The 19,790-nt window shown below is 63.4% G+C and carries 18 protein-coding genes and 1 tRNA gene; 6 read left to right on the top strand and 13 right to left on the bottom strand.

The window, feature by feature from the left end:
- The 6 genes from FJ957_RS25445 to FJ957_RS25470 all read right to left on the bottom strand — a co-directional run bounded on the left by FJ957_RS25445 (position 1) and on the right by FJ957_RS25470 (position 6,110).
- On the bottom strand, positions 1–1,068 hold the full coding sequence (locus FJ957_RS25445; protein ID WP_140835550.1) for an acyltransferase: 1,068 nt from the start codon (positions 1,066–1,068) through the stop codon (positions 1–3).
- Between the two features lie 261 nt (positions 1,069–1,329).
- A tRNA-Pro gene (locus FJ957_RS25450) sits at positions 1,330–1,406 on the bottom strand.
- A gap of 54 nt (positions 1,407–1,460) precedes the next feature.
- The gene (locus FJ957_RS25455; protein WP_140835571.1) at positions 1,461–2,708 is read right to left on the bottom strand and encodes an O-antigen ligase family protein; all 1,248 of its coding nucleotides are present in this window, start codon (positions 2,706–2,708) and stop codon (positions 1,461–1,463) included.
- A 65-nt stretch (positions 2,709–2,773) separates the two neighbouring features.
- Positions 2,774–4,309, bottom strand: coding sequence for an undecaprenyl-phosphate glucose phosphotransferase (locus FJ957_RS25460; RefSeq protein ID WP_140835551.1), 1,536 nt, complete (start codon positions 4,307–4,309; stop codon positions 2,774–2,776).
- 96 nt (positions 4,310–4,405) lie between these two features.
- On the bottom strand, positions 4,406–5,536 hold the full coding sequence (locus tag FJ957_RS25465) for a glycosyltransferase (protein ID WP_140835552.1): 1,131 nt from the start codon (positions 5,534–5,536) through the stop codon (positions 4,406–4,408).
- Between the two features lie 10 nt (positions 5,537–5,546).
- Entirely contained in the window at positions 5,547–6,110 is a 564-nt protein-coding gene (locus tag FJ957_RS25470) for a polysaccharide biosynthesis/export family protein (protein WP_140541319.1), read from the bottom strand.
- Positions 6,111–6,371: 261 nt separating this feature from the next.
- Between FJ957_RS25470 and FJ957_RS25475 the strand changes: the two genes are divergently transcribed.
- Both FJ957_RS25475 and FJ957_RS25480 read left to right on the top strand, forming a co-directional pair.
- Positions 6,372–8,609, top strand: coding sequence for an exopolysaccharide transport family protein (locus FJ957_RS25475; RefSeq protein WP_140835553.1), 2,238 nt, complete (start codon positions 6,372–6,374; stop codon positions 8,607–8,609).
- Between the two features lie 274 nt (positions 8,610–8,883).
- The gene (locus tag FJ957_RS25480; protein WP_140641495.1) at positions 8,884–9,318 is read left to right on the top strand and encodes a peptidylprolyl isomerase; all 435 of its coding nucleotides are present in this window, start codon (positions 8,884–8,886) and stop codon (positions 9,316–9,318) included.
- 93 nt (positions 9,319–9,411) lie between these two features.
- Here the strand turns inward: FJ957_RS25480 and FJ957_RS25485 are convergent, their stop codons facing one another.
- Positions 9,412–9,648, bottom strand: a complete 237-nt coding sequence (locus FJ957_RS25485) for a hypothetical protein (protein WP_140641497.1) — start codon at positions 9,646–9,648, stop codon at positions 9,412–9,414.
- 124 nt (positions 9,649–9,772) lie between these two features.
- On the bottom strand, positions 9,773–11,002 hold the full coding sequence (locus tag FJ957_RS25490; protein ID WP_140835554.1) for a GNAT family N-acetyltransferase: 1,230 nt from the start codon (positions 11,000–11,002) through the stop codon (positions 9,773–9,775).
- 91 nt (positions 11,003–11,093) lie between these two features.
- On the opposite strand from FJ957_RS25490, the gene FJ957_RS25495 reads away from it, so the two are divergent.
- Positions 11,094–12,152, top strand: a complete 1,059-nt coding sequence (locus FJ957_RS25495; RefSeq protein ID WP_140835555.1) for a polysaccharide deacetylase family protein — start codon at positions 11,094–11,096, stop codon at positions 12,150–12,152.
- A 211-nt stretch (positions 12,153–12,363) separates the two neighbouring features.
- On the opposite strand, the gene FJ957_RS25500 is transcribed toward FJ957_RS25495, so the two are convergent.
- Positions 12,364–12,579, bottom strand: a complete 216-nt coding sequence (locus FJ957_RS25500) for a DUF2842 domain-containing protein (RefSeq protein ID WP_040999884.1) — start codon at positions 12,577–12,579, stop codon at positions 12,364–12,366.
- 151 nt (positions 12,580–12,730) lie between these two features.
- Between FJ957_RS25500 and FJ957_RS25505 the strand changes: the two genes are divergently transcribed.
- A complete protein-coding gene (locus FJ957_RS25505) occupies positions 12,731–13,816 on the top strand; it encodes a COX15/CtaA family protein (protein WP_140835556.1) in 1,086 nt (361 codons plus the stop codon).
- Here FJ957_RS25505 and FJ957_RS25510 read toward each other — a convergent pair.
- The 4 genes from FJ957_RS25510 to speB all read right to left on the bottom strand — a co-directional run bounded on the left by FJ957_RS25510 (position 13,806) and on the right by speB (position 17,013).
- Positions 13,806–14,129 (bottom strand): hypothetical protein, encoded by a 324-nt coding sequence (locus FJ957_RS25510; RefSeq protein ID WP_140835557.1) that lies wholly within the window; start codon positions 14,127–14,129, stop codon positions 13,806–13,808. The genes FJ957_RS25505 and FJ957_RS25510 overlap by 11 nt on opposite strands.
- An 83-nt stretch (positions 14,130–14,212) precedes the next feature.
- On the bottom strand, positions 14,213–15,046 hold the full coding sequence (locus tag FJ957_RS25515; protein WP_140835558.1) for an aminoglycoside phosphotransferase family protein: 834 nt from the start codon (positions 15,044–15,046) through the stop codon (positions 14,213–14,215).
- A 6-nt stretch (positions 15,047–15,052) separates the two neighbouring features.
- Positions 15,053–15,985: an N-acetyl-gamma-glutamyl-phosphate reductase gene (gene argC / locus FJ957_RS25520; protein WP_140835559.1), complete on the bottom strand. Its 933-nt coding sequence runs from the start codon at positions 15,983–15,985 to the stop codon at positions 15,053–15,055.
- Between the two features lie 29 nt (positions 15,986–16,014).
- Positions 16,015–17,013 (bottom strand): agmatinase, encoded by a 999-nt coding sequence (speB, locus tag FJ957_RS25525; protein ID WP_140835560.1) that lies wholly within the window; start codon positions 17,011–17,013, stop codon positions 16,015–16,017.
- 128 nt (positions 17,014–17,141) lie between these two features.
- On the opposite strand from speB, the gene FJ957_RS25530 reads away from it, so the two are divergent.
- Together FJ957_RS25530 and FJ957_RS25535 are read left to right on the top strand one after the other, a co-directional pair.
- Positions 17,142–18,356 carry an acyltransferase gene (locus tag FJ957_RS25530; RefSeq protein ID WP_140835561.1) on the top strand — a complete coding sequence of 405 codons (1,215 nt, stop codon included), beginning with the start codon at positions 17,142–17,144 and terminating at the stop codon, positions 18,354–18,356.
- A 142-nt stretch (positions 18,357–18,498) separates the two neighbouring features.
- Positions 18,499–19,557, top strand: coding sequence for a glycerophosphodiester phosphodiesterase family protein (locus FJ957_RS25535; RefSeq protein WP_140835562.1), 1,059 nt, complete (start codon positions 18,499–18,501; stop codon positions 19,555–19,557).
- The last annotated feature ends 233 nt before the right edge of the window (positions 19,558–19,790 follow it).

A 19,790-nucleotide genomic window follows, 5' to 3' on the forward strand; every position in this document is an offset into this window, starting at 1 on the left:
TCATGCGACGGAAGGGCCCGCCCGCTGCGGAATTGAGGAGCGTAGGAGCTTGCGGGCAGGTTCCTCCACCAGAATGAAGACGACGACCGAGATGATGATCAGCAAAGGCTGATACAAAAGACTTCCGACCCAATCCCATTCTCCGGTGAACATCACCGAAATCCACTTCCGAACCGGAATTTGCAGGATGTAGAGGGCATAGCTTGCATTGCCCAGCAGCACGAGCGGCTTGTACGACAGTGCGCGTCGGGTCTTGCCGTCATTCACGGCGCATGTCGCAATCAGGGCAACAAAGCCGATCACCGCGAACGCTCCTGTCACCGTGTATGTCGAGACAAGCGTGGTTACCGTGAACGCCATGGCCACAAAGGCGGCCAGGTCACTGCGGAAGCGATTGAAAGCACCGGCGCCGAATAGCAGGGCGCAGACGATGTCGGTCATGAATTCGGGCAGCGTCAGCAGCGGGAGAGGCACCAGCCCCATCCAGTCGAACGCAAGGTAGCCGGTCGGTCCGAGACTCGGCAGACACATAACCATGAAAATCAGCACTGCGATTGCCAGGCTGATCCACAGGGCTCCAGTTGTAAGCCTCGAAAGGACGGGAAGCAGCAATGGGAACATGAGATAGAAAAAGAACTCGATCGAAAGCGTCCAACTCGGAGAATTCCAGAAGAATCCGAGCATTGACGTCGGTGCGCCCCAGGCTTGAATAAGGCCAAGTGTCGCCAGTGACGCAAGCGGGAGATCGAAAGGCAGGCTTGACAGCGGCAAAGCCACGACAAGAGCAAGGACATAAACCGGATAAATTCTGGCAAATCTCGCTACGGCAAATCGTCGGACGTCGTCCCAATCGGACATCTTGTCGACGTAGGAATGGGTGAGGATGAACCCGGAAAGCAGAAAGAAGAACGAGACGCCGAGATAGCCATTCTGCACGAAACTAGCGACGAGGTGTGGCGCTCCGTCGATGTTTGCCGAATGATAGGCAAGCACATAGAGAGCGGCGAAAAACCGCAAGCTGGTCAGCTGCGCCAGGTTCGATCCGGCTGAAGAAGGCTTCGGTTTCATGCAGAATGCCGCGGCTGTGAGCGTGAAGCGGTGCTCGGAACTCTCGATGCTGCCCGGAAGATTCTATACGCCGAGCCGCATTAACAAACCTGTTAACACTCTATGCCGGTGGCAGCGCTCGGCGCGCTCGTCCGAGCAGGACCCGGCAGCCAAAGCCACGGTCGCGTGATGGATACGCTGCTCTTGTCAGTAAGCGGTTGCGTGAAGAGCGGAAGGCTTGGGCTTCAGCCTAAGAACTTGGGGGAAGTCCTTTGTTTCAAATGGTCGGAGTGGCCGGATTCGAACCGACGACCCCTTGACCCCCAGTCAAGTGCGCTACCGGGCTGCGCTACACTCCGGACCGGGAGGCGATGTATCGTGATAAGGCGGTGCGGGTCAACCGAATTCGAAGCCTATCGCGCAGCTGAAATTGCAAGGAGGGGTTCAGGTCGCGCCAGCCGCAATTCCCGCTGGTGCCGGTACTCTAGCGCGATCGCGCCCCAGATCAATCCGAGCAACAGGTAGAGATGGCGCCAGTGGTCGATGTCGATGAAGGTGCCGAGGCCGATATTGCCGAGATAGGCGACATAGGCGCAAAGCAGATAAGGCTGCCACGGCCGGTCGCGCAAAAGGATGCGGAAGCCGGCCCCGATCGTCCATAGCGTGAGCGTCAGGAACGAGACGAAGCCGAGCCAGCCATAATCCATCAGCGCCTTCAGCCAGATGTCGTGCGTGTCCTCGCCATAGATCGTGCCGAAGACCAGCGGACCGATGCCGAACGGGTGCTCCATCGCCAGCTGGAAGCCGATCGAATAGCGGGCGAAGCGGCCAAGCCGCGCTGAGTCATAGCTCTGCTCCAGCTGCGCGCGTTGGGTGAACATGTCAGACACGCCGGGCAACTGCAGGATGACGATGAAAGCGATGACCAGCAGCGCCACGGCCGCGATCGTCATCACCACGACCCGCAGCCGGAACCTGCCGCTGGCGCTCTGCAGAAAGAGGCACGCGGTGAGCAGCACCGCCGACACGGCGAACATGCCCCAGGCACCGCGCGAGAAGGAGAAGAAGATGCCGGCGGTGACGATGAGCAGCGGCACCGCCAGAAGCGGCATGCGCGACACCGGGCCGGTCAAGAGCAGATAGAGCAGATAGGTGCCGGGCAGCACCAGGAACGGCCCGAACACGTTCGGATCCTGGAAGGCGCCGGCCGCTCGGTCGTATTTGGTGAACATCTCCGCGCCGGGGAAGGCATGGAAATAGCCGGCGATGCCAAGCAGCGACGTCGCCACCGCCGAGACGACATAGGCGACGAAGATAAGCCGGTAGAGGCTGGCCTGGACCGAGGTCACCGAGGCGAAGAACACCGCGCTGAAGGCCAAAAACAGCGAGACGGCGAGATAGAGCGGCGTGTTGGCGAGGTCCGCCATCTGCGTCATGGCGATCATGCCGCCGATGTTCATCGCCACCAGCAGCACCAGCAACGGAACGATCGCGCGCGAGATTCGAAGGCCGAACAGCGCCCAGACCGCGATCAGCCCGGCCATGTAGATTTCATAGGGCGCCGGCTCGCTGATGACGAAGCCGGAGAGCAGGATGCCGACACCGATCGCTGCCGACGCGATCAGCGAAATCAGCTTGGCGTTGACAGCCTGCGGCTGCAACTTGTTGACCGCCGACGCCGGCAATTTGTTGACAGCCTGCGGCTGCAACGGATGGGCGATTGCGCTCAATAGGCGTTTTCCGTGTTGAGCAGGCGGATCGGCGTCAGGAACAGGATGCGCAGGTCGAACAGCATCGACCAGTTCTCGATGTAATAGAGGTCGTATTCGGTGCGCATGCGGATCTTTTCGTTGGTGTCCATCTCGCCGCGCCAGCCGTTGATCTGCGCCCAGCCGGTGACGCCGGGCTTGACCTTGTGGCGGGCGAAGTAGCCGTCGACCACCTCGTTATAGAGAAGGTTGTGCGACTGCGCTGCGATGGCATGCGGGCGCGGCCCGACAAGCGACAGCGAGCCAAACAGCGAGTTGAAGAACTGCGGCAGCTCGTCGATCGAGGTCTTGCGGATGAAGCGGCCGACACGGGTGACGCGCGGGTCGTTCTTGGTCACCGTCTGCTTGGCGGTCGGGTCGGACCGGTCGGTGTACATCGAGCGGAACTTGTAGACCTCGATGATCTCGTTGTTGAAGCCGTGCCGCTTCTGTTTGAACAGCACGGGGCCCTTGCTGTCGAGCTTGATGGCGATCGCGGTGGCAAGCATCACCGGCGAGAAGACGATGATCCCGATGAGTGAAAAGACGATGTCGAAGGCGCGCTTGGCGACGGAATCCCAGTCATTGATCGGCTTGTCGAAGATGTCGAGCATCGGCACCGAGCCGATATAGGAATAGGCGCGGGGCCGGAACTGCAGCGCGTTCGAATGCGCCGAGAGCCGGATGTCGACCGGCAGCACCCAGAGTTTCTTCAGAAGCTGCAAGACGCGCGATTCGGCGGTCAGCGGCAGCGACACGATCAGCATGTCGATGCGCGCGATGCGGGCGAATTCGATGAGCTCGGAGATGGTGCCGAGCTTCGGATAGCCGGCGACGATCGGCGGCGAACGCTTGTCATTGCGGTCGTCGAAGATGCCGCAGATGCGGATGTCGTTGTAGGGCTGCTTCTCGACCGAGCGGATCAGCTGCTCGGCCGCCTTGCCGCCGCCGACGATGAGCGCGCGGCGCTCCATGCGGCCGTCGCGCGCCCAGCGCCGGATGAGGCTGGACATCACGAGTCTCAGGCCGAAGATCAGCATGAAGCCGACCACGAACCAGATGCCGAACAGCAGGCGCGAATAGTCTTCCGACGCCTTGATGGCGAACGCGGTGAGCGCCATCAGCGCGAAGCTGCCGGCCCAGACCAGCAGCACGCGGCCGAAATTGGCCAGCGGGCGCATCAAAGCCACGATCTGGTAGCAGTCGGTCACGTCGAGCAGTACCACGGCCAGGAATGACGTCGCCGCGATCGCCAGCGGATACTGCCAGGCCAGATAGCTGAAGAAGCCGACATAGTAGAAATAGACGCAGAGCCCAGACAGGAACAGCATCGCGAACTCGACCATGCGCAGCACGCCGCTGACCATGATCGGCGACATGGTATCGCGCCGGTATTGTGAGGCGACCTGGCGCGCCACATCGTTGATGCCGCCCGGCTTTTCGCCCCCGGCGGGAGTGTCGTAGTTGCGCACCGCATCCATGGAAAAGCGGTGCGCGGGGTCGATCTCATTCATGGGAACTGTCCGCGAGCTTCGCGCAACTGCATAGCAAAAGAGAGCTAAGAAAGCCTTGAAACAACCGGTGGTTTTGGAGTTGTTGCGGCTCGCGGCCTATTTGTGCAGTGCCGCGAAATAGGCCTTCTCGATATCGGCGGCCATGACGTCGGCGCCGAATCGGGCCTTCAGCTCATCGGCTTGCGGCATCAGTTTTCGATAACCGTCGAAGTCGCTGAGCGCCGTCCCCATTTTGGCGGCGAGCTTGGATGCGTCGGGCCGGATCAGGGCAGGGGAGTTTTCGCCGAAGATTTCCGGAATGCCGCCGACCGCGGTCGCGATCATCGGCATGCCGGCGGCCAAGGCCTCGAGCACGATATAGGGCATCGCCTCCGCGCGGGACGGCACGACGATCAAATCGGCCAGCGCGAAAGCGTCCTTCGCCGGCATCGGCGGCAGGAAACGGACGTGGCTCTCCAGGCCGAGCCGCTCGACCCGCGCGTGGTAGCGCGGCAGGTCGTCGCCGTCGCCGACCATAACTGCGCTTAGGGGGCGTCCGACCTCGTTGCCAGCCAAGGCCAGCGCATCGATGAAGATATCCGGACCCTTCAGGTCGCGCATCATCCCGATGTACAGGAAATCGGCGGCATCCGCCGCCGTCGTCACCGGTTCGAATTCGGCGGCGCGCAGGCCGTTATAGACCAGCCGGTTGGGTATCGGCGGCTCGCCGACCTTGCGGCGATAGGTTTTCCGCTCGTAGTCGGAAACGAACAGCAGGCAGTCGGTGAAGCGCGCCATGAAGCGCTCCAGGCCGAAGAACAGCTTCCCCGTCGCCGTCGTTTCGTCATAGTGGAGGGAGCCGCCATGCGGCGAATAGAGGCGGGCAACGCGAAACCTTGATACCCGCAACAGTGAGCCGAACAGTCGGGCATAGGCGCCCCCCTTGGCGCCATGCCCGTGCAGCACGTCCGGCCGCAATTCCTGGATGATTCGATAGGTGCGCCAGGCCGAGGCGAGGTCGCCCGGCCCGACATGGCGCTGCATCGGCGTGCGATGGATGCCGAGCGCCAGGCTGTCCTTCATAGCCTCGAACAAGCGCTCCTCATAGTCGCCGCCGGTGGTCGAGTCGCAGACGATTCCCACCGCATGGCCGGCGGCGACTTGCGCCTCTGTCAGGTCGCGCACGTGCCGGAAGATTCCTCCGACAGGTGAGCGAAAGCAGTGGACGATCCTGAGATTCACCGCCACGACGGGTTTTTCAGAACAGGCGTTCGCGGACGTAGACGGTGTCGCCGGGCAGGAGCGGATCGGATGTCAGAACCCGTCCGGTCATCACCTTGCCGTTGATGTCGCGGGTGATGTCGACGCTCCCCTGATTGGCGCGCGGCGTGAAGCCGCCGGCGATGGCGACCGCCTTTTGCACGGTGAGTCCCGGCACGTAGGAATACTGGCCGGCGGCACCCACTTCGCCCATGACGAAGATCGGCCGGTAGCGGTCGATTTCGACCGAAACGTCGGGATCGCGCAAATAGCCTTGGCGCAGCTTGTCGGCGATCGCCTTTTCCAACTGCTGCGCGGTGTGGCCGCGCGCCGGCACCGCGCCGACCAACGGGAAGGAGAGGTAGCCGGACTGGTCGACGCTGTAGGTGTTGGTCAACCCATCCTGCTCGAACACCGTGACACGGACGCGGTCGCCGGCGCCGAGTCGGTAGGGCTGGTCGAGCACTTCATGGAAGGCGGCGGGTGTCGGGCGGTAGCTCGAACAGCCGGTCAGCAGCGACAGGGCAAGCAAAGCGCGAAAGAGGGAAGCAGTGCTTTTCATGACCGGCCAGGAACCTTCATCGCTCTTGCCGCAAGTCGCGGCCAACCCCGGGAAGTGCGACCGTTATCATCCTGTTAGGGTTAATGGGTGGTAAAGGAGATCGGTCCGGGGGAGCGGAGATCGGCAAAAAGCCCAATCGTTCTATTGCTTTCGCGCAATCTTCTTTGAGTGCTCTCTAATAAGCTCTCGTTCTGATCTTAACGGGTGAGTTACCATAGTTGTTTACGGTCCGTCCTCGACTCAAAGTTCGGAGCAGGATGCATGTCCGTTCAGTCCGCGGCCGCAGACGTCGATGTCGATCTGAGGCAGCTCTTCGCCAGCCTGGCGAGGAACTGGCTGCGCATTCTCTTTGTGACGCTTCTGGCCACCGGGCTGGCCTTCGCTTTCGCCTGGCTCGCGACTCCCTACTATAAGGCGACAGCCAAGCTGGAAATCGGCTCGCGCGAATCGGAATACACCCGGCCGCCCGGCACCAACGACGACGAAAAGCCGATGCTCGACGAACAGGGCGTTGCGACCCAGGTCCAGATCATTTCCTCGCCCGACATCCTCAAGCAGGTGGCGACCAAGCTCAATCTGGACAAGTTGCCGGAGTTCGACGAAACGCTGAAGATGTCGACGCTCGGGCGCATGCTCGTGCTCGTCGGCTTGAAAAGCGATCCCTTCGATATCCCGCCGGAAGAACGCGTGCTGAGTGCCATGCACGACAAGCTCAATGTCTACGCCGTTGAAAAGACGCGAGCGATCGCGATCGAGTTCGCCTCGAAGGATCCCAAGCTCGCCGCCGACATCGCGAACGGCATCGCCAACGCCTATATCGCTTCGAAGGGCGACGCCAAGCTCGAATCGAACGCCGCCGCCACCGACTTCCTGGCGCCGGAAATCGCCGACCTGCAGAATCGCGTCAAGGACGCGGAGGCCAAGGTCGCGGCCTTCCGTGCACAGTCCGACCTCTTGATGGGCGGCAACAATGCGGTGCTTCCGACGCAGCAGCTCTCGGAACTGTCGAGCGAGTTGTCGCGCGTGCGCGCCAGCCGGGCCGCCGCCGAGGCGAGCGCCGAGAGCGTGCGCCGGGCGCTGCAGAATGGCGGTTCGCTGGATAGCGTGCCGGAAGTCCTGTCCTCAGATCTGATCCAGCGCCTGCGCGAGCGCCAGGTGGAGCTCAGGGCCAACATCGCCGATCTTTCCACGACCCTGCTCGACAACCATCCGCGCATCCGGGCGCTGAAATCGCAGCTGGCAGATCTCGACGGTCAGATTCGCAATGAGGCGCAAAAGATCATCCGCGGCCTGTCGGCCCAGGCCCAGACGGCCAAGGCCCGCGAGGATCAGCTGATCGCGGACGTCAACACGCTGAAAGCCGCCTCGGCGCGGGCCGGCGAGCAGCAGGTGCAGCTGGACGCCTTGCAGCGCGACGCGAATGTTCAGCGCCAACAGCTTGAATCCTATATGGCAAGTTACAATGCGGTGGCTTCGCGCAAGGATCGCAGATACTCGCCTGTCGCGGCGAGCCTGATCGCGCAGGCCCAGGTGCCGTCCCAGCCCTATTTCCCGAAGATCGGGCCCATCACCGGCGCCGCCGCCGCTGCTTCGCTGCTGCTGATGGCGATCGGCACGCTGCTTGGCGAGCTGTTCTCGGGCCGCGCCATGCGTCCGGCCGCCGGCGCCCGCTTCGCCGATATCGAGCAGGTGGCGATGCCCGCGGCCAGGGTGGAACCGATGGTCGCTGAAGCACATGGCGAAGGTCGGGCCTTTGCGCCTTACGAGGAAGCTGCGGCGGGGCATTCGATTGCGGAATCGGAACTCCCGAGGCCGGCCGAGCGCGATCTGGCGGAGGTTCGCGCTGCGGCTGTCAAGCAGGCCGAGCCCAGCGAATCGGCCCCGGAGCCAACGCAATCCAGGCTGGGCGAGATCGATGTCGACACGGCCGCGGAGAAGCTGATTGCTTCCGGCGCCGCGCGCGCGATCTTCGTGTCGCCGGAAGGCGATGAAGCGGCCGCGTCCGCCGTGCTGGTGGCGCGCGAGGTATCGGATGCCGGCCTGCGTGTGCTGCTGCTCGATCTCACCGCATCGGGCGCGGCGTCGCGGCCGATGCTGGATTCGAGCCTCTTCCCCGGCATCACCAATCTGCTCGCTTCCGAAGCGCAGTTCAGCGACGTCATCCACCCCGATCTCTATTCGGATGCGCATGTCATTCCGGTCGGCACCGCCGACCCTGTCCGCGCCATGCGCGCCGCCGACCGGCTGCCGATCATCATGCAGTCGCTCACCACTGCCTATGATCTTGTCGTGGTCGAATGCGGCCCGGCCGACGCGCAGGGCATCGGCCGCCTGGTCGGCGACGGCACCGAAGTCTTCCTGTCGATGCTGGAGGCCGACGACCAGGTGACGCAGGCTGCGGTCAAGCTGATCGAGAACGGCTATCCCAACCTGACGCTGGTCACGCCGGTCGGCCACGAACCGGGAGATCCATTGTCCGGACGCCGGTCGGCTGCATAAGGCTGGCTGTCGTGCGCTGCCGCGGCGCTTGATAAGGATAACCGCGAGGTACTGGAGGCCGAGACCGCAGCGAATCGAGCCCGGCTCAGTCGGGGGCATGACAGTCCTTAGGTGCAAGACCGAGCCGGGGCATTTCTCGGCGGCCCCCGCACTTTACATCGGCGACATTGCACCTAGTTTTGATGTTTCGCGCTGCGCACTTTGGTGCGTGGATGATCAAGAGCGGACCGTGAACCCTAGGCCGGTCCCTCGAAACTCCCAAAGGATAGCTGTTATGACACAGGCCAAGAATGGCGACACTGTACGTATCAACTACACTGGGCGTCTGGTCGACGGCACCCAATTCGATTCTTCCGGCAGTGAACCGTTGCAGTTTACACTGGGCGAAGGACAGGTAATTCCTGGTCTCGAAACGCATGTCGAAGGCATGGAGGTCGGCACGAAAAGCACCGTCACCGTTCCCGCTGACGCCGCTTATGGCCCCCATCGCCCCGAAGCGGTCGTAGTCATCGACCGCGCCAGCGTGCCGGAAAACATCAACGTCGATATTGGCACCCGATTGCAGGCCCGCACCCGCGAGGGACGTCCCATGCAAGTAACGGTCATCGGCGCGGACGACGCCAGCGTCAAGCTCGACGGCAATCATCCGTTGGCCGGAAAGGACCTGGTGTTCGACGTTGAATTGGTCGAGATCGTTCAGGCGGCGTAGTTAGAACTGAACAACTGCCCCAGGATCGCGGTCGAGAGCGCTAAAGTTATTTCCGCGTGTCCCTCCAAGGGAGAGGCAGAGGAATCGCGATTGTCATGGTGCGCGATCGGTCAGGGCGTTGGCCCCTTCCTGCCCGGCGCAATGCGCGCAGCAATAGATGATATCGCCCTGCTCGACGCCATGTCCCATGATCCGCACCCTGCAATGAGGGCAGATCGGCGCAAGCTTCTGGATCGCGCACTCGAAGCTGTCAAACGTGTAGGTTTGCCCGCTCAAGCTCACTAGGAATGCCTTGTCATAGTCGTTGCCGCACTGGTCGCACTTAGCCATGGCCGTTCTCCTTCTGGGTGCGAAAACCTCTCGGCACTCGATAGGTTCCGTCGAGTCCCTCAGGGTCTCGGCCCGCTTGCCGCATCGCCCCGGAACGACGGCGACTGTGCGCCTCTTACCAGGCCTAGCTGTCGTCCTCGGCTGCGGCAGGGGCAGCGTGTCCGGCAGCCTTGCGGCGCAGCATCTTGGTCAACTTCCAGATCGTCGGGTTGTTCTTGATGAAGGCCTTGGCCCGCGCGCCTTGCCGCATCGTCGTCGCCAATGCGCAGCCTTTCAATGTCAGCGGCGCAAGCACCTCGAAATGCTGGATCTCGAGATCACACCAGAGCCGTTTGTAGGGCTCGTCGCCGACCGAGAAGTCGTACACCTTGAAGCCGAGCTCGCAGGCTTCCTGGATGTTGTCGAAGAACAGGAAGTCGCCGGGGCTGGTGAAGGCGAGATCGTCCTCGGCGATAGCGCCGAACTCGCAGATCAGCCGCTTGCCGGAGCGGCTGGAGCCGGTAACCGCGCGCAGTTTCCCCGCCACATCCAGGCCGTGCAACAGGAAGGACGGGTTTTCCTCCGTCAGCGCATCGGCAAACAGCGTCCGGAAGAAGTCGCGCACTTGCCTGTCGCCGAAGACATTGGCGATGCCCATCTTGGCGAAACGCGCTTCCTTCATATCGAGGAAGGCGTCTAGCAATCTGTCGACTTCCTCGCGGGTGCCTGCCTCGATGCGGCGGAAGGTGCCTACCGCCTCGAACTTGCGCGTCTGCGAGCGATGTTTCTTGCGCTTGCGCTTGCCGCTCGCGCGCGACAAGAGCGCGTCGAACCCGCCGTCGAGATCGACCGCGAGCGCAAGGTTCGGACTTGGAAAGCCGGACAGCGCGGCGAGCGGGTTAGCTACGCCGTCGAGGTCTGGCAGCAGCCTTTCCAGAGAGATCAGGTCGATGTCCGGCCGAGTCCGCGCGATTGCCTTGAACATCGAGCGGATCGCCTGGCCGTCGATAGCAGGCAGGAAACGTGGATCGGCGGCGGCGAAATTGCCGTTGGCATGGCGCCCGCCGGCGAAACAGGCAACCTTGAACGGGCCGCGTCGTACGACTTCCAGCGCAAGCGAAAGCGCCGGCCGGCCATCGCAGGACAGCGTCGCGACAACCATGTCGGCGCCGGTCGCGGTTGCCCAGTTGTTTACCCAGGATGCACTTTGCGCCGGCGCGAACAGCGCCGAGGCGCAGAATTGAACGTAGTCGGCAAGCCCAGCGCCGTCCCTTGCGGTCGCAGTCCACCGACCCTGATCGGCTCGCATGGGTCGCGCGGAAGTCTCGTTGGCCGCGACCCGGTTGCCGTCAAATGACGCGGTGGCGTCAACCATCCCTCAATCCTTAAGACGTATTGGTTCCGACTTGGGGGTTCGCATAGGCGCAATTGGTGCTTGGATGAGCCTAGGCGAAAAAGGTGAAGGAATGATCGACGGGGGCGAGGCAATCCGGAAACTGGCGTTGAACCTTGCCCGCTACTCCGGTCTCGCGCCCCTGGTGCGGCCGTTTGTCGGCGGCATCGGCGCTATCCTGATGCTGCACCGCGTCACGGCGACGCCGGAGAAGCCGAACAGCGTCAACCGGCATCTGAACATCGCTCCCGCCTTCCTCGACAGGTTGATCTCGGACATGAAGGGGCAGGGTTATACCTTTGTTTCCCTTGATGAAGCGATCGAACGCATCAAGACGGGTGGCAAAGGCGGCCAGTTCGCCACGATCACCGCCGACGACGCCTATCGCGACAACATGACCGAGGCGCTTCCGGTGCTGGAAAAGCACGCCGCGCCGATCGCCATCTACGTCGCCCCCGGCCTGATCGACGGCGCCGTCGATCTCTGGTGGGACGTGATCGAGGATATCGTCGACACCAGTTCGCGCCTGACGCTGACTATGGCGGGTAAGCCGACGGTGATCGATTGCTCGACAGCCGGCAGGCAGATCCAGGCCGTCGCGCGGCTGAACGCCTGGCTGACCTTGGACGTCTCCGAGGAAGAGCAGGGCGCCGCGCTGCGCGAGCTCGCCCGTTCCAATGGGTTCAAATTCGGCTCGGGCCGCCCATGCACCTTGATGAACTGGGATGAGCTTCGCATCATGGCCGCCCACCCGCTGGTGACCATCGGCGCCCACACCGTCAATCATCGGAACTTGAAGCGGCTGTCCGAAGCCGATGCGCGACATGAGATCGGCGACGTCCGCCGCATCCTCGCCGAAAGGCTTGGCGAGGAGCCGCGTCATCTGGCTTACCCCTATGGCTATGCCAGCGCCGTCGGTTGCCGCGAGGTTGGCTTTGCCCGCGACGCAGGCTATGCCTCGGCGGTGACCACGCGGCATGGCGTGCTGCGCCCCGAGCATGCCGGCTTCCTGCACGCGCTGCCGCGCATCTCCGTCAATGGCCGCTACCAGAGCGTGGCGCATATCCGCACGATGCTGTCCGGCATCACCACGCCGCTCGCCAATGCGGGCAAGATGGTCGTTACGATATAGGCCTGCGCCTGCCGCCGTGAGCGTCCGAGACATTGATGGTTTCCCCTGTCGCGATCGAAGCGGCGAGCGAGCCGGTCAGAACGATCAGCCCCGCGAACATGGTCATCAGCATGTCGAGCCTACCTGCCGAGCTATGAACGAGGCAGGGTAGGCGCGCACGCGATCGCGTCTGAATCACATTCGTGTTTTGCTTGCCCGGCGCCGGCGATGCTCAGCCCTTCGGGCGCGGCTCGATGATCAGCCATTTGATGATGGCCATGGCCGGCAGAACCCAGAGAAAGCCGCTGAGCAGGAAGAAGAGGAGATGCGCCGTCGGCCCGTATTCGGCGAGCCTGGTGACAGCGACGGCCGACGCGATCAGCGCGTAGATGACGACCAGCGCCACCAGCAATATGGTTCCGATCAGCTTTTTCAGGCGAATGGGCATGTCGCGGTTCCGTTGACCCGCTCCGCTTAGGCCGAATGAAGAAAGCGCGCAACCGTCGCGGCCCGGCGCGACGGCGTGCCGCGCTGTCCGGTCTTGCCAGTTGGGCGGCCTTGGTCCACCAATCGCGCGTTTCAACCGCCGGGAAAACGAGATGGCTGCCATCACCGCCACGGCCCCCTATGCCGACCGCGATCGGCACAACCGCGCCTTGGTGCGCGGCTGGCTTTACGTCGTGCTGCTCGTGCTGTTCGCGCTGGTGCTTGTCGGCGGCTCCACTCGGCTCACTGGCTCGGGGCTGTCGATCACTGAGTGGCAGCCGATTCACGGCGTCATCCCGCCGCTCAACGACGCCGAATGGCAGGAAGAGTTCCAGCGCTACCAGCAGATCCCGCAATATACCGAGATCAACAAGGGCATGAGCGTCGAGGACTTCAAGTCGATCTTCTGGTGGGAGTGGGCACATCGCATCCTGGCGCGCAGCGTCGGCGCGGTCTTTGCCTTGCCGTTGCTGTTCTTCTGGGCGACGCGCCGCATCGAACGAGGCCTTGGACTGAAGCTCGTCGGCATCCTTCTGCTGGGCGGACTGCAGGGGGCAATCGGCTGGTGGATGGTGGCTTCCGGTCTGGCCGACCGCGTCTCGGTCAGTCAATACCGGCTGGCGACGCACCTGACGCTTGCCGCGCTGATCTTCACCGCCACCATGGTGGTCGCGCGCGGGCTGGCGCCGCACTCCGAACCTGCCGCCGACCGGTCGACGCAGCGGCTCGCCGGCTTCATCGTGCTTCTGGCGCTGATCCAGATCTATCTTGGTGGGTTGGTCGCCGGGCTGCACGCCGGCCTTTCCTACAACACATGGCCGCTGATGGATGGAAAGGTGATCCCGTCCGATCTGCTTCTTCTGAAGCCCGCCTGGCTGAACTTCTTCGAAAATCCGAAGACGGTTCAGTTCGTCCACCGGCTGGGCGCCTATACGGTCTTTGCCGTGGCGCTCTGGCATATGATCGCGACGTGGCGGCGCCAACCCGGCACCACCCATGCTCGCCGGGCTACACTCCTGTTCGCGCTGGTGGTGGTCCAGGCCTCGATCGGCATCGGCACGCTCGTAATGCAGGTGCCGCTGCACATGGCGTTGACGCATCAGGCGATCGCGCTGGTCCTGCTCGGCTTCGCCGCCGCGCATTGGCGAGGCACCAAGGGCGCTTACCCGCTTCCGACCGAGATTACCGTCAAGAGCTGACGGTCACATCGAGAACAAATGCGACTGCGTCGTCGGCTCGTTGTCGAATTCCGCCTGGCGCGCAGCGGCGGCGGACGTCGTCGACTGGTCCTGATCGGCCTTTTTCAGCGGCCTTGAGCGTGGCGAGCTTTGCTTCAAGCGCAGCGATCTGCTGCTGCAGCCTGGCGGCGTCGACCTGATCCTGAGCCGCCTTGGCTTGATCTTCCAGAGCCTGGATCTGCTTTTCGAGGTCGGCCTCCTGGGCCTCGCTGTCGGACGAGGCGGACGAAGAGTATTGCACCGCCTGGACGGAGCTGGAGATCGCGCTGACCATGGGAATTCCTTTGAGGAGGGCCGACTCCTCAATAGCCGATCATGGTGAATCGGCGGTTACCGTGGCCGGTCCTGCCTCGGTGATCAGAATTGCGACCGAACCTTTCGAACGGCTTCGGCCACGGCCAACTCGCGGTCCTCGTCAACCGCGTTTTTGTCCTCGCGATGCCACGCAGCCGACAGGCAGCCATAAGCGATCGCATGGTCGAGGATAGCGCGCGGCGACTGTCCGAGCGTTTTGCCAAACACTTCGGCCATATGCGCGATCCGCTGTGGACCGAGGCAGAGATCGTCACGGTCCAGCGGATTGTAGAACATGTTCGCCGCGTCGAAGCCGGGATCGCCAAGCACGCCCTTGGGGTCGATCGCCAGCCAGCCGCGCGGCCCGAACAGGATGTTGTCGTGGTGAAGGTCGCCATGCAGCGGGCGGACTGCGTGCGGATCGGCAAGCAGCCGCTCGGCGACCGCCGCCGCCTCGACATAAAGGGTCTCCCGGTTGGCATCGCGGTCGGCCCTTGCCGCCTTGAAAAGGCTTGCGAACCTTTCCCGCAGCGGCTGCAGGTCCGATGGAGGCGCGTGCTCGGAAGGCGAGAAAAGCCTGGTCATGACCTCGGCGGCAATCGCCGTCGCGGCAGCGTCGCCATGCTCCGCGAGATGTTCGGAAAGCAGCCTGTCGCCGGCATATTCGAGCAGCATGCGATTGCCGTCGCGGCCGAGCAGCCGCACCGCGCCTTCGCCGCGCCGCCAGGCGAGGTAATGTTCGCCGCGCAACTCGTCCGCGACGTCGTCGAAGGGTTTCAGATCCTTGACGATTGCCGGCGAACCATCCTCGCGCGTCACCTTCCAGATCCGGCTGGAAAACGTCTCGGCAATGAGTTCGGGAGCGCTGACCTTCCAGCGCCCAGGGAATGCCTGCATGACCGCTCAGTGCTTGATGCCGAGCATCAGGTCGAGATTCTGCACCGCGGCACCCGACGCGCCCTTGCCGAGATTGTCGTAGACAGCCATCAGCAGCGCCTGCGCCCGCTCGTCATTGGCGAAGACGTAGACCTTCATCCGGTTAGTGCCGTTATAGACCTCCGGATCGATTTCCGGCACGCGCTCCATATGCGTGTAGGGCGCGACCTCGACCACGCCGCCGTCAATCGACGCATAGTGATCGGCGATCGCCGCGTGAAGCTCCGCGCCTGTCGGCACCCGGTCGAGACCCCCGAGCTGAAGCGGCACCACCGTGATCATGCCTTGCGCGAAATTGCCGACCGCCGGCTGCATGATCGGGTCGTGCGACAGCTTTGCAAAGGTGCGGAGCTCCGGCACATGTTTGTGCTGCAGCGTCAGCCCGTAGGGCAGGAATTCGGGCGCGTCCTCGCCCTTGCCGACATAGTCCTCGATCATCGGCCGGCCGCCGCCGGAATAGCCGGAGATGCCGTTGACGGTGATCGGGAAGTCGGCGGGCAGCAGCCCGGCGGCAACCAGCGGCCGCAGCGTCGCGATCGGCCCCTGCGGCCAGCAGCCGGGATTGGCGACGCGTTTCGCGTCCGCGATCCGTTTCGCCTGGTCCTTGTCCATTTCCGCGAAGCCATATTCCCAGCCCTCGGCCACCCGGTGCGCAGTCGAGGCATCGATCACCTTCGTGGTGTCGTTCGTAATCAGCGACACGCTTTCCTTGGCCGCCGCATCCGGCAGGCAAAGGATCGCGACGTCGGCCGCGTTGAGGAATTCGGCGCGGGCGGCGGCCTCTTTGCGGCGTTCCGTCGGGATGGAGATGATCTCCAGGTCGCCGCGGTCAGCCAGCAGCGCCCTGATCTGCAAACCCGTCGTGCCGTGTTCGCCGTCAATGAAGATTTTCGGTTTCATCGCTTACTAAATTCCCCGCGATTCCAATGTCATATGCCGTGGGCGTGATTTATCGCGGCATGATTGCCGTTGCTCAGTTCGTCGAGCCGTGCCTTTCGTTCCGCCAACAGGCCGAGATAGTGCATGGCGATGATCGATCCGGCGATCGCCGTTATATCGGCATGATCATAGGCCGGCGCAACCTCGACGACGTCGGCGCCGACGATGTCGATCTGGCCGAGTTGGCGCAGCGTCGACAGCATCTTGGCCGAGGAGGGGCCGCCCGCCACCGGCGTTCCGGTGCCCGGCGCGAAGGCCGGATCGAGGCAGTCGATGTCGAAGGTGAGATAGGTCTTCTTGCCGCCGGTGCGCTCGACGATCGCATAGGCGATATCGGAGGCGCGCATTTCCTCGACCTCGTGGCCATAGAGGATTTTTATGCCGAACGTGTCCGGTGCATGAGTGCGGATGCCGATCTGGATCGAGCGATCGGGGTCGATGATGCCTTCATTCACCGCGCGGGCGACGAAGGAGCCGTGGTCGATGCGCTTGCCGTCATCCGGCCAGGTGTCCTGATGCGCGTCGAACTGCACGAGCGCCAGCGGCCCGTGGATCGCGGCATGCGCCTTGAGCAGCGGCCAGGTGATGAAATGATCGCCGCCGAGCGTCAAAAGGAACGCGCCTGATTTCAGGATCTTGGCCGCCTCGCGCTCGATCGTGCCAGGGGTCTTCTGGTGATTGCCGCTGTCGAGCAGGCAATCGCCATAGTCGACCACCGAGAGGTGCTCGAAGAGATCGCGCGAGAACGGATATTGCGGATCGTTGTCGAGGATCGCCGAGGCGCGGCGGATCGCCTGCGGCCCGAAGCGCGCGCCCGGCCGGTTGGTGACCGCGGCGTCGAAGGGAATGCCCCACACGACGGCGTCCGCGCCCTTCACGTCCTTCGTGTATTTGCGCCGCATGAAAGACAGCGCGCCGGCATAGGTCGGCTCGAACGACGCGCCCGTCTTGGAGCGGGCGGTGAAGGCATGGTCGATCTCTCTATTCACCTTTACGGGTCCTCGGTTTTCATCGGGGCAGCCACAACTACAGAACCGGCACGCAACATGCCAGTCACAGCATGCGGAAAGGAAGCGGCGCTCGGCGAGTGCCACGCCAGCACAGGATCTGTATCATTATGGCTGAGACGGCTCTGCTCAACCTTGCGCCCGCGCCCGCGGCGACCCGTGTCGGCACGGCGGCCCGCGAGCGCTTCCTGGTGCTGGATTCCTGGCGCGGCATCTGCGCGCTGCTGGTGGCGCTGTTCCACTTCCCGACGACCTCGATGATTTCGCAGAGCGCTTTTGTCGGCGGCTCCTATCTGTTCGTCGATTTCTTCTTCGTGCTCTCCGGCTTCGTCATCGCCAGCGCCTACGGCGGCCGGCTCGCCGGTCAGGACGACCTTGCACGGTTCGCGCTCGTGCGCATCGGCCGCATCTATCCGCTGCATCTTCTGATGCTTGCCGCTTTCGCCGGCTTCGAGGCGCTGCGGCTCGTCCTGCCGGCGCTGCACGGAACGGGGCCTGCGCCCTTCACCGGAGGCTTCGACCTGAAAAGCCTCGTCGCCAACCTTTTCCTCCTGCAGGGCATGGGCGTTGAGGATCATCTGAGCTGGAATGCGCCGAGCTGGAGCATTTCGGCCGAGTTCTTCACCTATCTGCTGTTTGCCGCCGTCGTCTTCACTGTCGGGCAGCGCGCCTGGATATGGTTCGTTGCCGCCGCGGTGACGGCGCCCCTTTTCCTGCTTGCGGTCTCGACGCGTCATATGGACGTGTCCTTCGATTTTGGCTTCATCCGCTGCCTTTACGGCTTCTCGCTCGGTGCGTTGCTTGCCTGGTTTCAGCACGATTCCATTGCAGAGGCGCGACAGGCCTTGAGCGGCGGGGCAGGGCGCCTCGCCTGGACGCTGGCCGAGTTGGCGATGATCGCTGGGATCGCGCTGTTCGTCTCCATTGCCGGCGCCAACGACCTTGGTGTTGCGGCGCCGGTCGTCTTCGCGCTGGCGCTTTATCTCTTTGCCCATGAGGGCGGATCGGTCAGCGCCCTGCTGCGCAGCCGGCCGATGCTGCTGCTCGGCTCGCTCTCCTATTCGATCTACATGGTCCACATCTTCGTCCAGGCGCGCATGATCAATGCCGGCGGCCTGATCGAGCGCAAGTTCGGGCTCGGCATCGTCGGTGACCTGATGCTGCGCGGCGACCATGCGACGGGCTTCGGCGCCGGCTCGCCCTGGATCGGCTTCACGGCTTTGATCGCCATGTTGATCGCCGTCATCGTCGCGTCGTGGTTCACCTGGCGTTTCGTCGAGATGCCCGCGCTCGCCTGGTTCCGCCGCCTTTCCAAGCGGATTTGACCCGAGCAATTCCAGGAAAAGGTGTGAAGCGGTTTTCCGTCCGGAATTGCGCCAAACAAGGAAACAACTAGCCGGCTTCGTTCACCGCCCTGTCATGGGCATCGCCTAACCGGGTTCCGACCCGGAACGGAGCGATTCCCCGATGCGAACACTCTGGCTGAGCCTTATCCTGTCCGTCGCGCTTGCCGCAATCTCCGGCCAAAGCTTAGCCGGCGAGACGCGCGCCGCCCAAATCCTCGACCGCTTCGAACATGCCAACCAGTGGCGCGATCATGTGATGATCGCCGCGCATCGCGCCGGCAGCATGCAGGCCGGCAAGACGCTTTACGCCGAGAATTCGCTGGCCGCGGTCGAGGGCTCGATCGCGATCGGGGCCGAGATCGTCGAGGTCGACGTCCGACGCGCGAGAGACGGCGAGTTCGTCATCATGCATGACAGCTGGCTCGACCGCACGACCACGTGCAAGGGCGAGGTGGTGAAATACACGCTTGCCGAGTTGAAGAAATGCCGGCTGGTGATCGAGGGCACGGGGGCCGTCACCAACGAGACGGTGTCGACGTTGCGCGAGATGCTGCTTACGACTAGGGACAGGATCCTGATCAACCTCGACAACAAGCTGGAGGTGACCGACTTGCCGGGCATGATCGCCGAGGCGCGCGATCTCGGCATGGCCGATCAGGTGATCGTCAAGGAGAACCTCTGGAACCGGCAGCGCATCGACGCCGCGAGCGCAGCGCTTGCCAAGGCCGGCGGCGGCTTCCAGTTCATGCCGATCCTCGCCGACGACGCCGTCCACGATGCGGCTTTCGCCGGCGAGGTCGACAAGGCGTTCGCGCCGCATGCCATCGAGCTGATCAACTGGCGCAACGGCGCCGAGACGCTGACGTCGACCGGCGGTCCGCTGTTCGGCAACCATATGCGGGCGGAAGCGGCTCGCGGCGACTGGCATCTCTGGGCCGACACCTACGCCATCGTCAACAAACCGGGCGGCTTCCTCGCCGGCGGCCGCGGCGACGAACTCGCCGTCGCCGCCAGTCTGCCGCGCGAAGCCTGGGGTTTTTGGGTCGACCGCGGCGCCACCGTCATCCAAACCGACGAGCCGAAAGCGGCGATCGCTTGGCTGACGGCGAATGGTTATCGCGTGCCCTATACGACGAACATCAAGCAGGCTGAACCGGCGCATACGGCGAGTATTAATTAGAGCGCGTTGGCGCTTCACCCCACCCGGCGCTTCGCGCCGACCTCCCCATCGAGGGGAGGTAGAGCGTCATGCGAACTCCTCTTCGCTACGCCTGCGAAGTCGATGAGATTAAGCGGGCCTTCGAACGTATGGCTCGGCGCCCTACCTCCCCCCGATGGGCAGGGCTATCGCATATGAGTGATCGCATTGATGAGATAGTCGTCGTTCCAGGCGCATTTCTTGATGCGATGGCT

Source organism: Mesorhizobium sp. B2-4-6, assembly GCF_006442775.1.
Classification (GTDB): domain Bacteria; phylum Pseudomonadota; class Alphaproteobacteria; order Rhizobiales; family Rhizobiaceae; genus Mesorhizobium.

Excerpts from the sequence above, each read along its gene's own strand:
- FJ957_RS25445 (WP_140835550.1), bottom strand. The coding sequence starts at position 1,068 with ATGAAACCGAAGCCTTCTTCAGCCGGATCGAACCTGGCGCAGCTGACC.
- FJ957_RS25460 (WP_140835551.1), bottom strand. The coding sequence starts at position 4,309 with ATGAATGAGATCGACCCCGCGCACCGCTTTTCCATGGATGCGGTGCGC.
- FJ957_RS25470 (WP_140541319.1), bottom strand. The coding sequence starts at position 6,110 with ATGAAAAGCACTGCTTCCCTCTTTCGCGCTTTGCTTGCCCTGTCGCTG.
- FJ957_RS25475 (WP_140835553.1), top strand. The coding sequence starts at position 6,372 with ATGTCCGTTCAGTCCGCGGCCGCAGACGTCGATGTCGATCTGAGGCAG.
- FJ957_RS25480 (WP_140641495.1), top strand. The coding sequence starts at position 8,884 with ATGACACAGGCCAAGAATGGCGACACTGTACGTATCAACTACACTGGG.
- FJ957_RS25485 (WP_140641497.1), bottom strand. The coding sequence starts at position 9,648 with ATGGCTAAGTGCGACCAGTGCGGCAACGACTATGACAAGGCATTCCTA.
- FJ957_RS25490 (WP_140835554.1), bottom strand. The coding sequence starts at position 11,002 with ATGGTTGACGCCACCGCGTCATTTGACGGCAACCGGGTCGCGGCCAAC.
- FJ957_RS25495 (WP_140835555.1), top strand. The coding sequence starts at position 11,094 with ATGATCGACGGGGGCGAGGCAATCCGGAAACTGGCGTTGAACCTTGCC.
- FJ957_RS25500 (WP_040999884.1), bottom strand. The coding sequence starts at position 12,579 with ATGCCCATTCGCCTGAAAAAGCTGATCGGAACCATATTGCTGGTGGCG.
- FJ957_RS25505 (WP_140835556.1), top strand. The coding sequence starts at position 12,731 with ATGGCTGCCATCACCGCCACGGCCCCCTATGCCGACCGCGATCGGCAC.
- FJ957_RS25510 (WP_140835557.1), bottom strand. The coding sequence starts at position 14,129 with ATGGTCAGCGCGATCTCCAGCTCCGTCCAGGCGGTGCAATACTCTTCG.
- FJ957_RS25515 (WP_140835558.1), bottom strand. The coding sequence starts at position 15,046 with ATGCAGGCATTCCCTGGGCGCTGGAAGGTCAGCGCTCCCGAACTCATT.
- argC (WP_140835559.1), bottom strand. The coding sequence starts at position 15,985 with ATGAAACCGAAAATCTTCATTGACGGCGAACACGGCACGACGGGTTTG.
- FJ957_RS25530 (WP_140835561.1), top strand. The coding sequence starts at position 17,142 with ATGGCTGAGACGGCTCTGCTCAACCTTGCGCCCGCGCCCGCGGCGACC.
- FJ957_RS25535 (WP_140835562.1), top strand. The coding sequence starts at position 18,499 with ATGCGAACACTCTGGCTGAGCCTTATCCTGTCCGTCGCGCTTGCCGCA.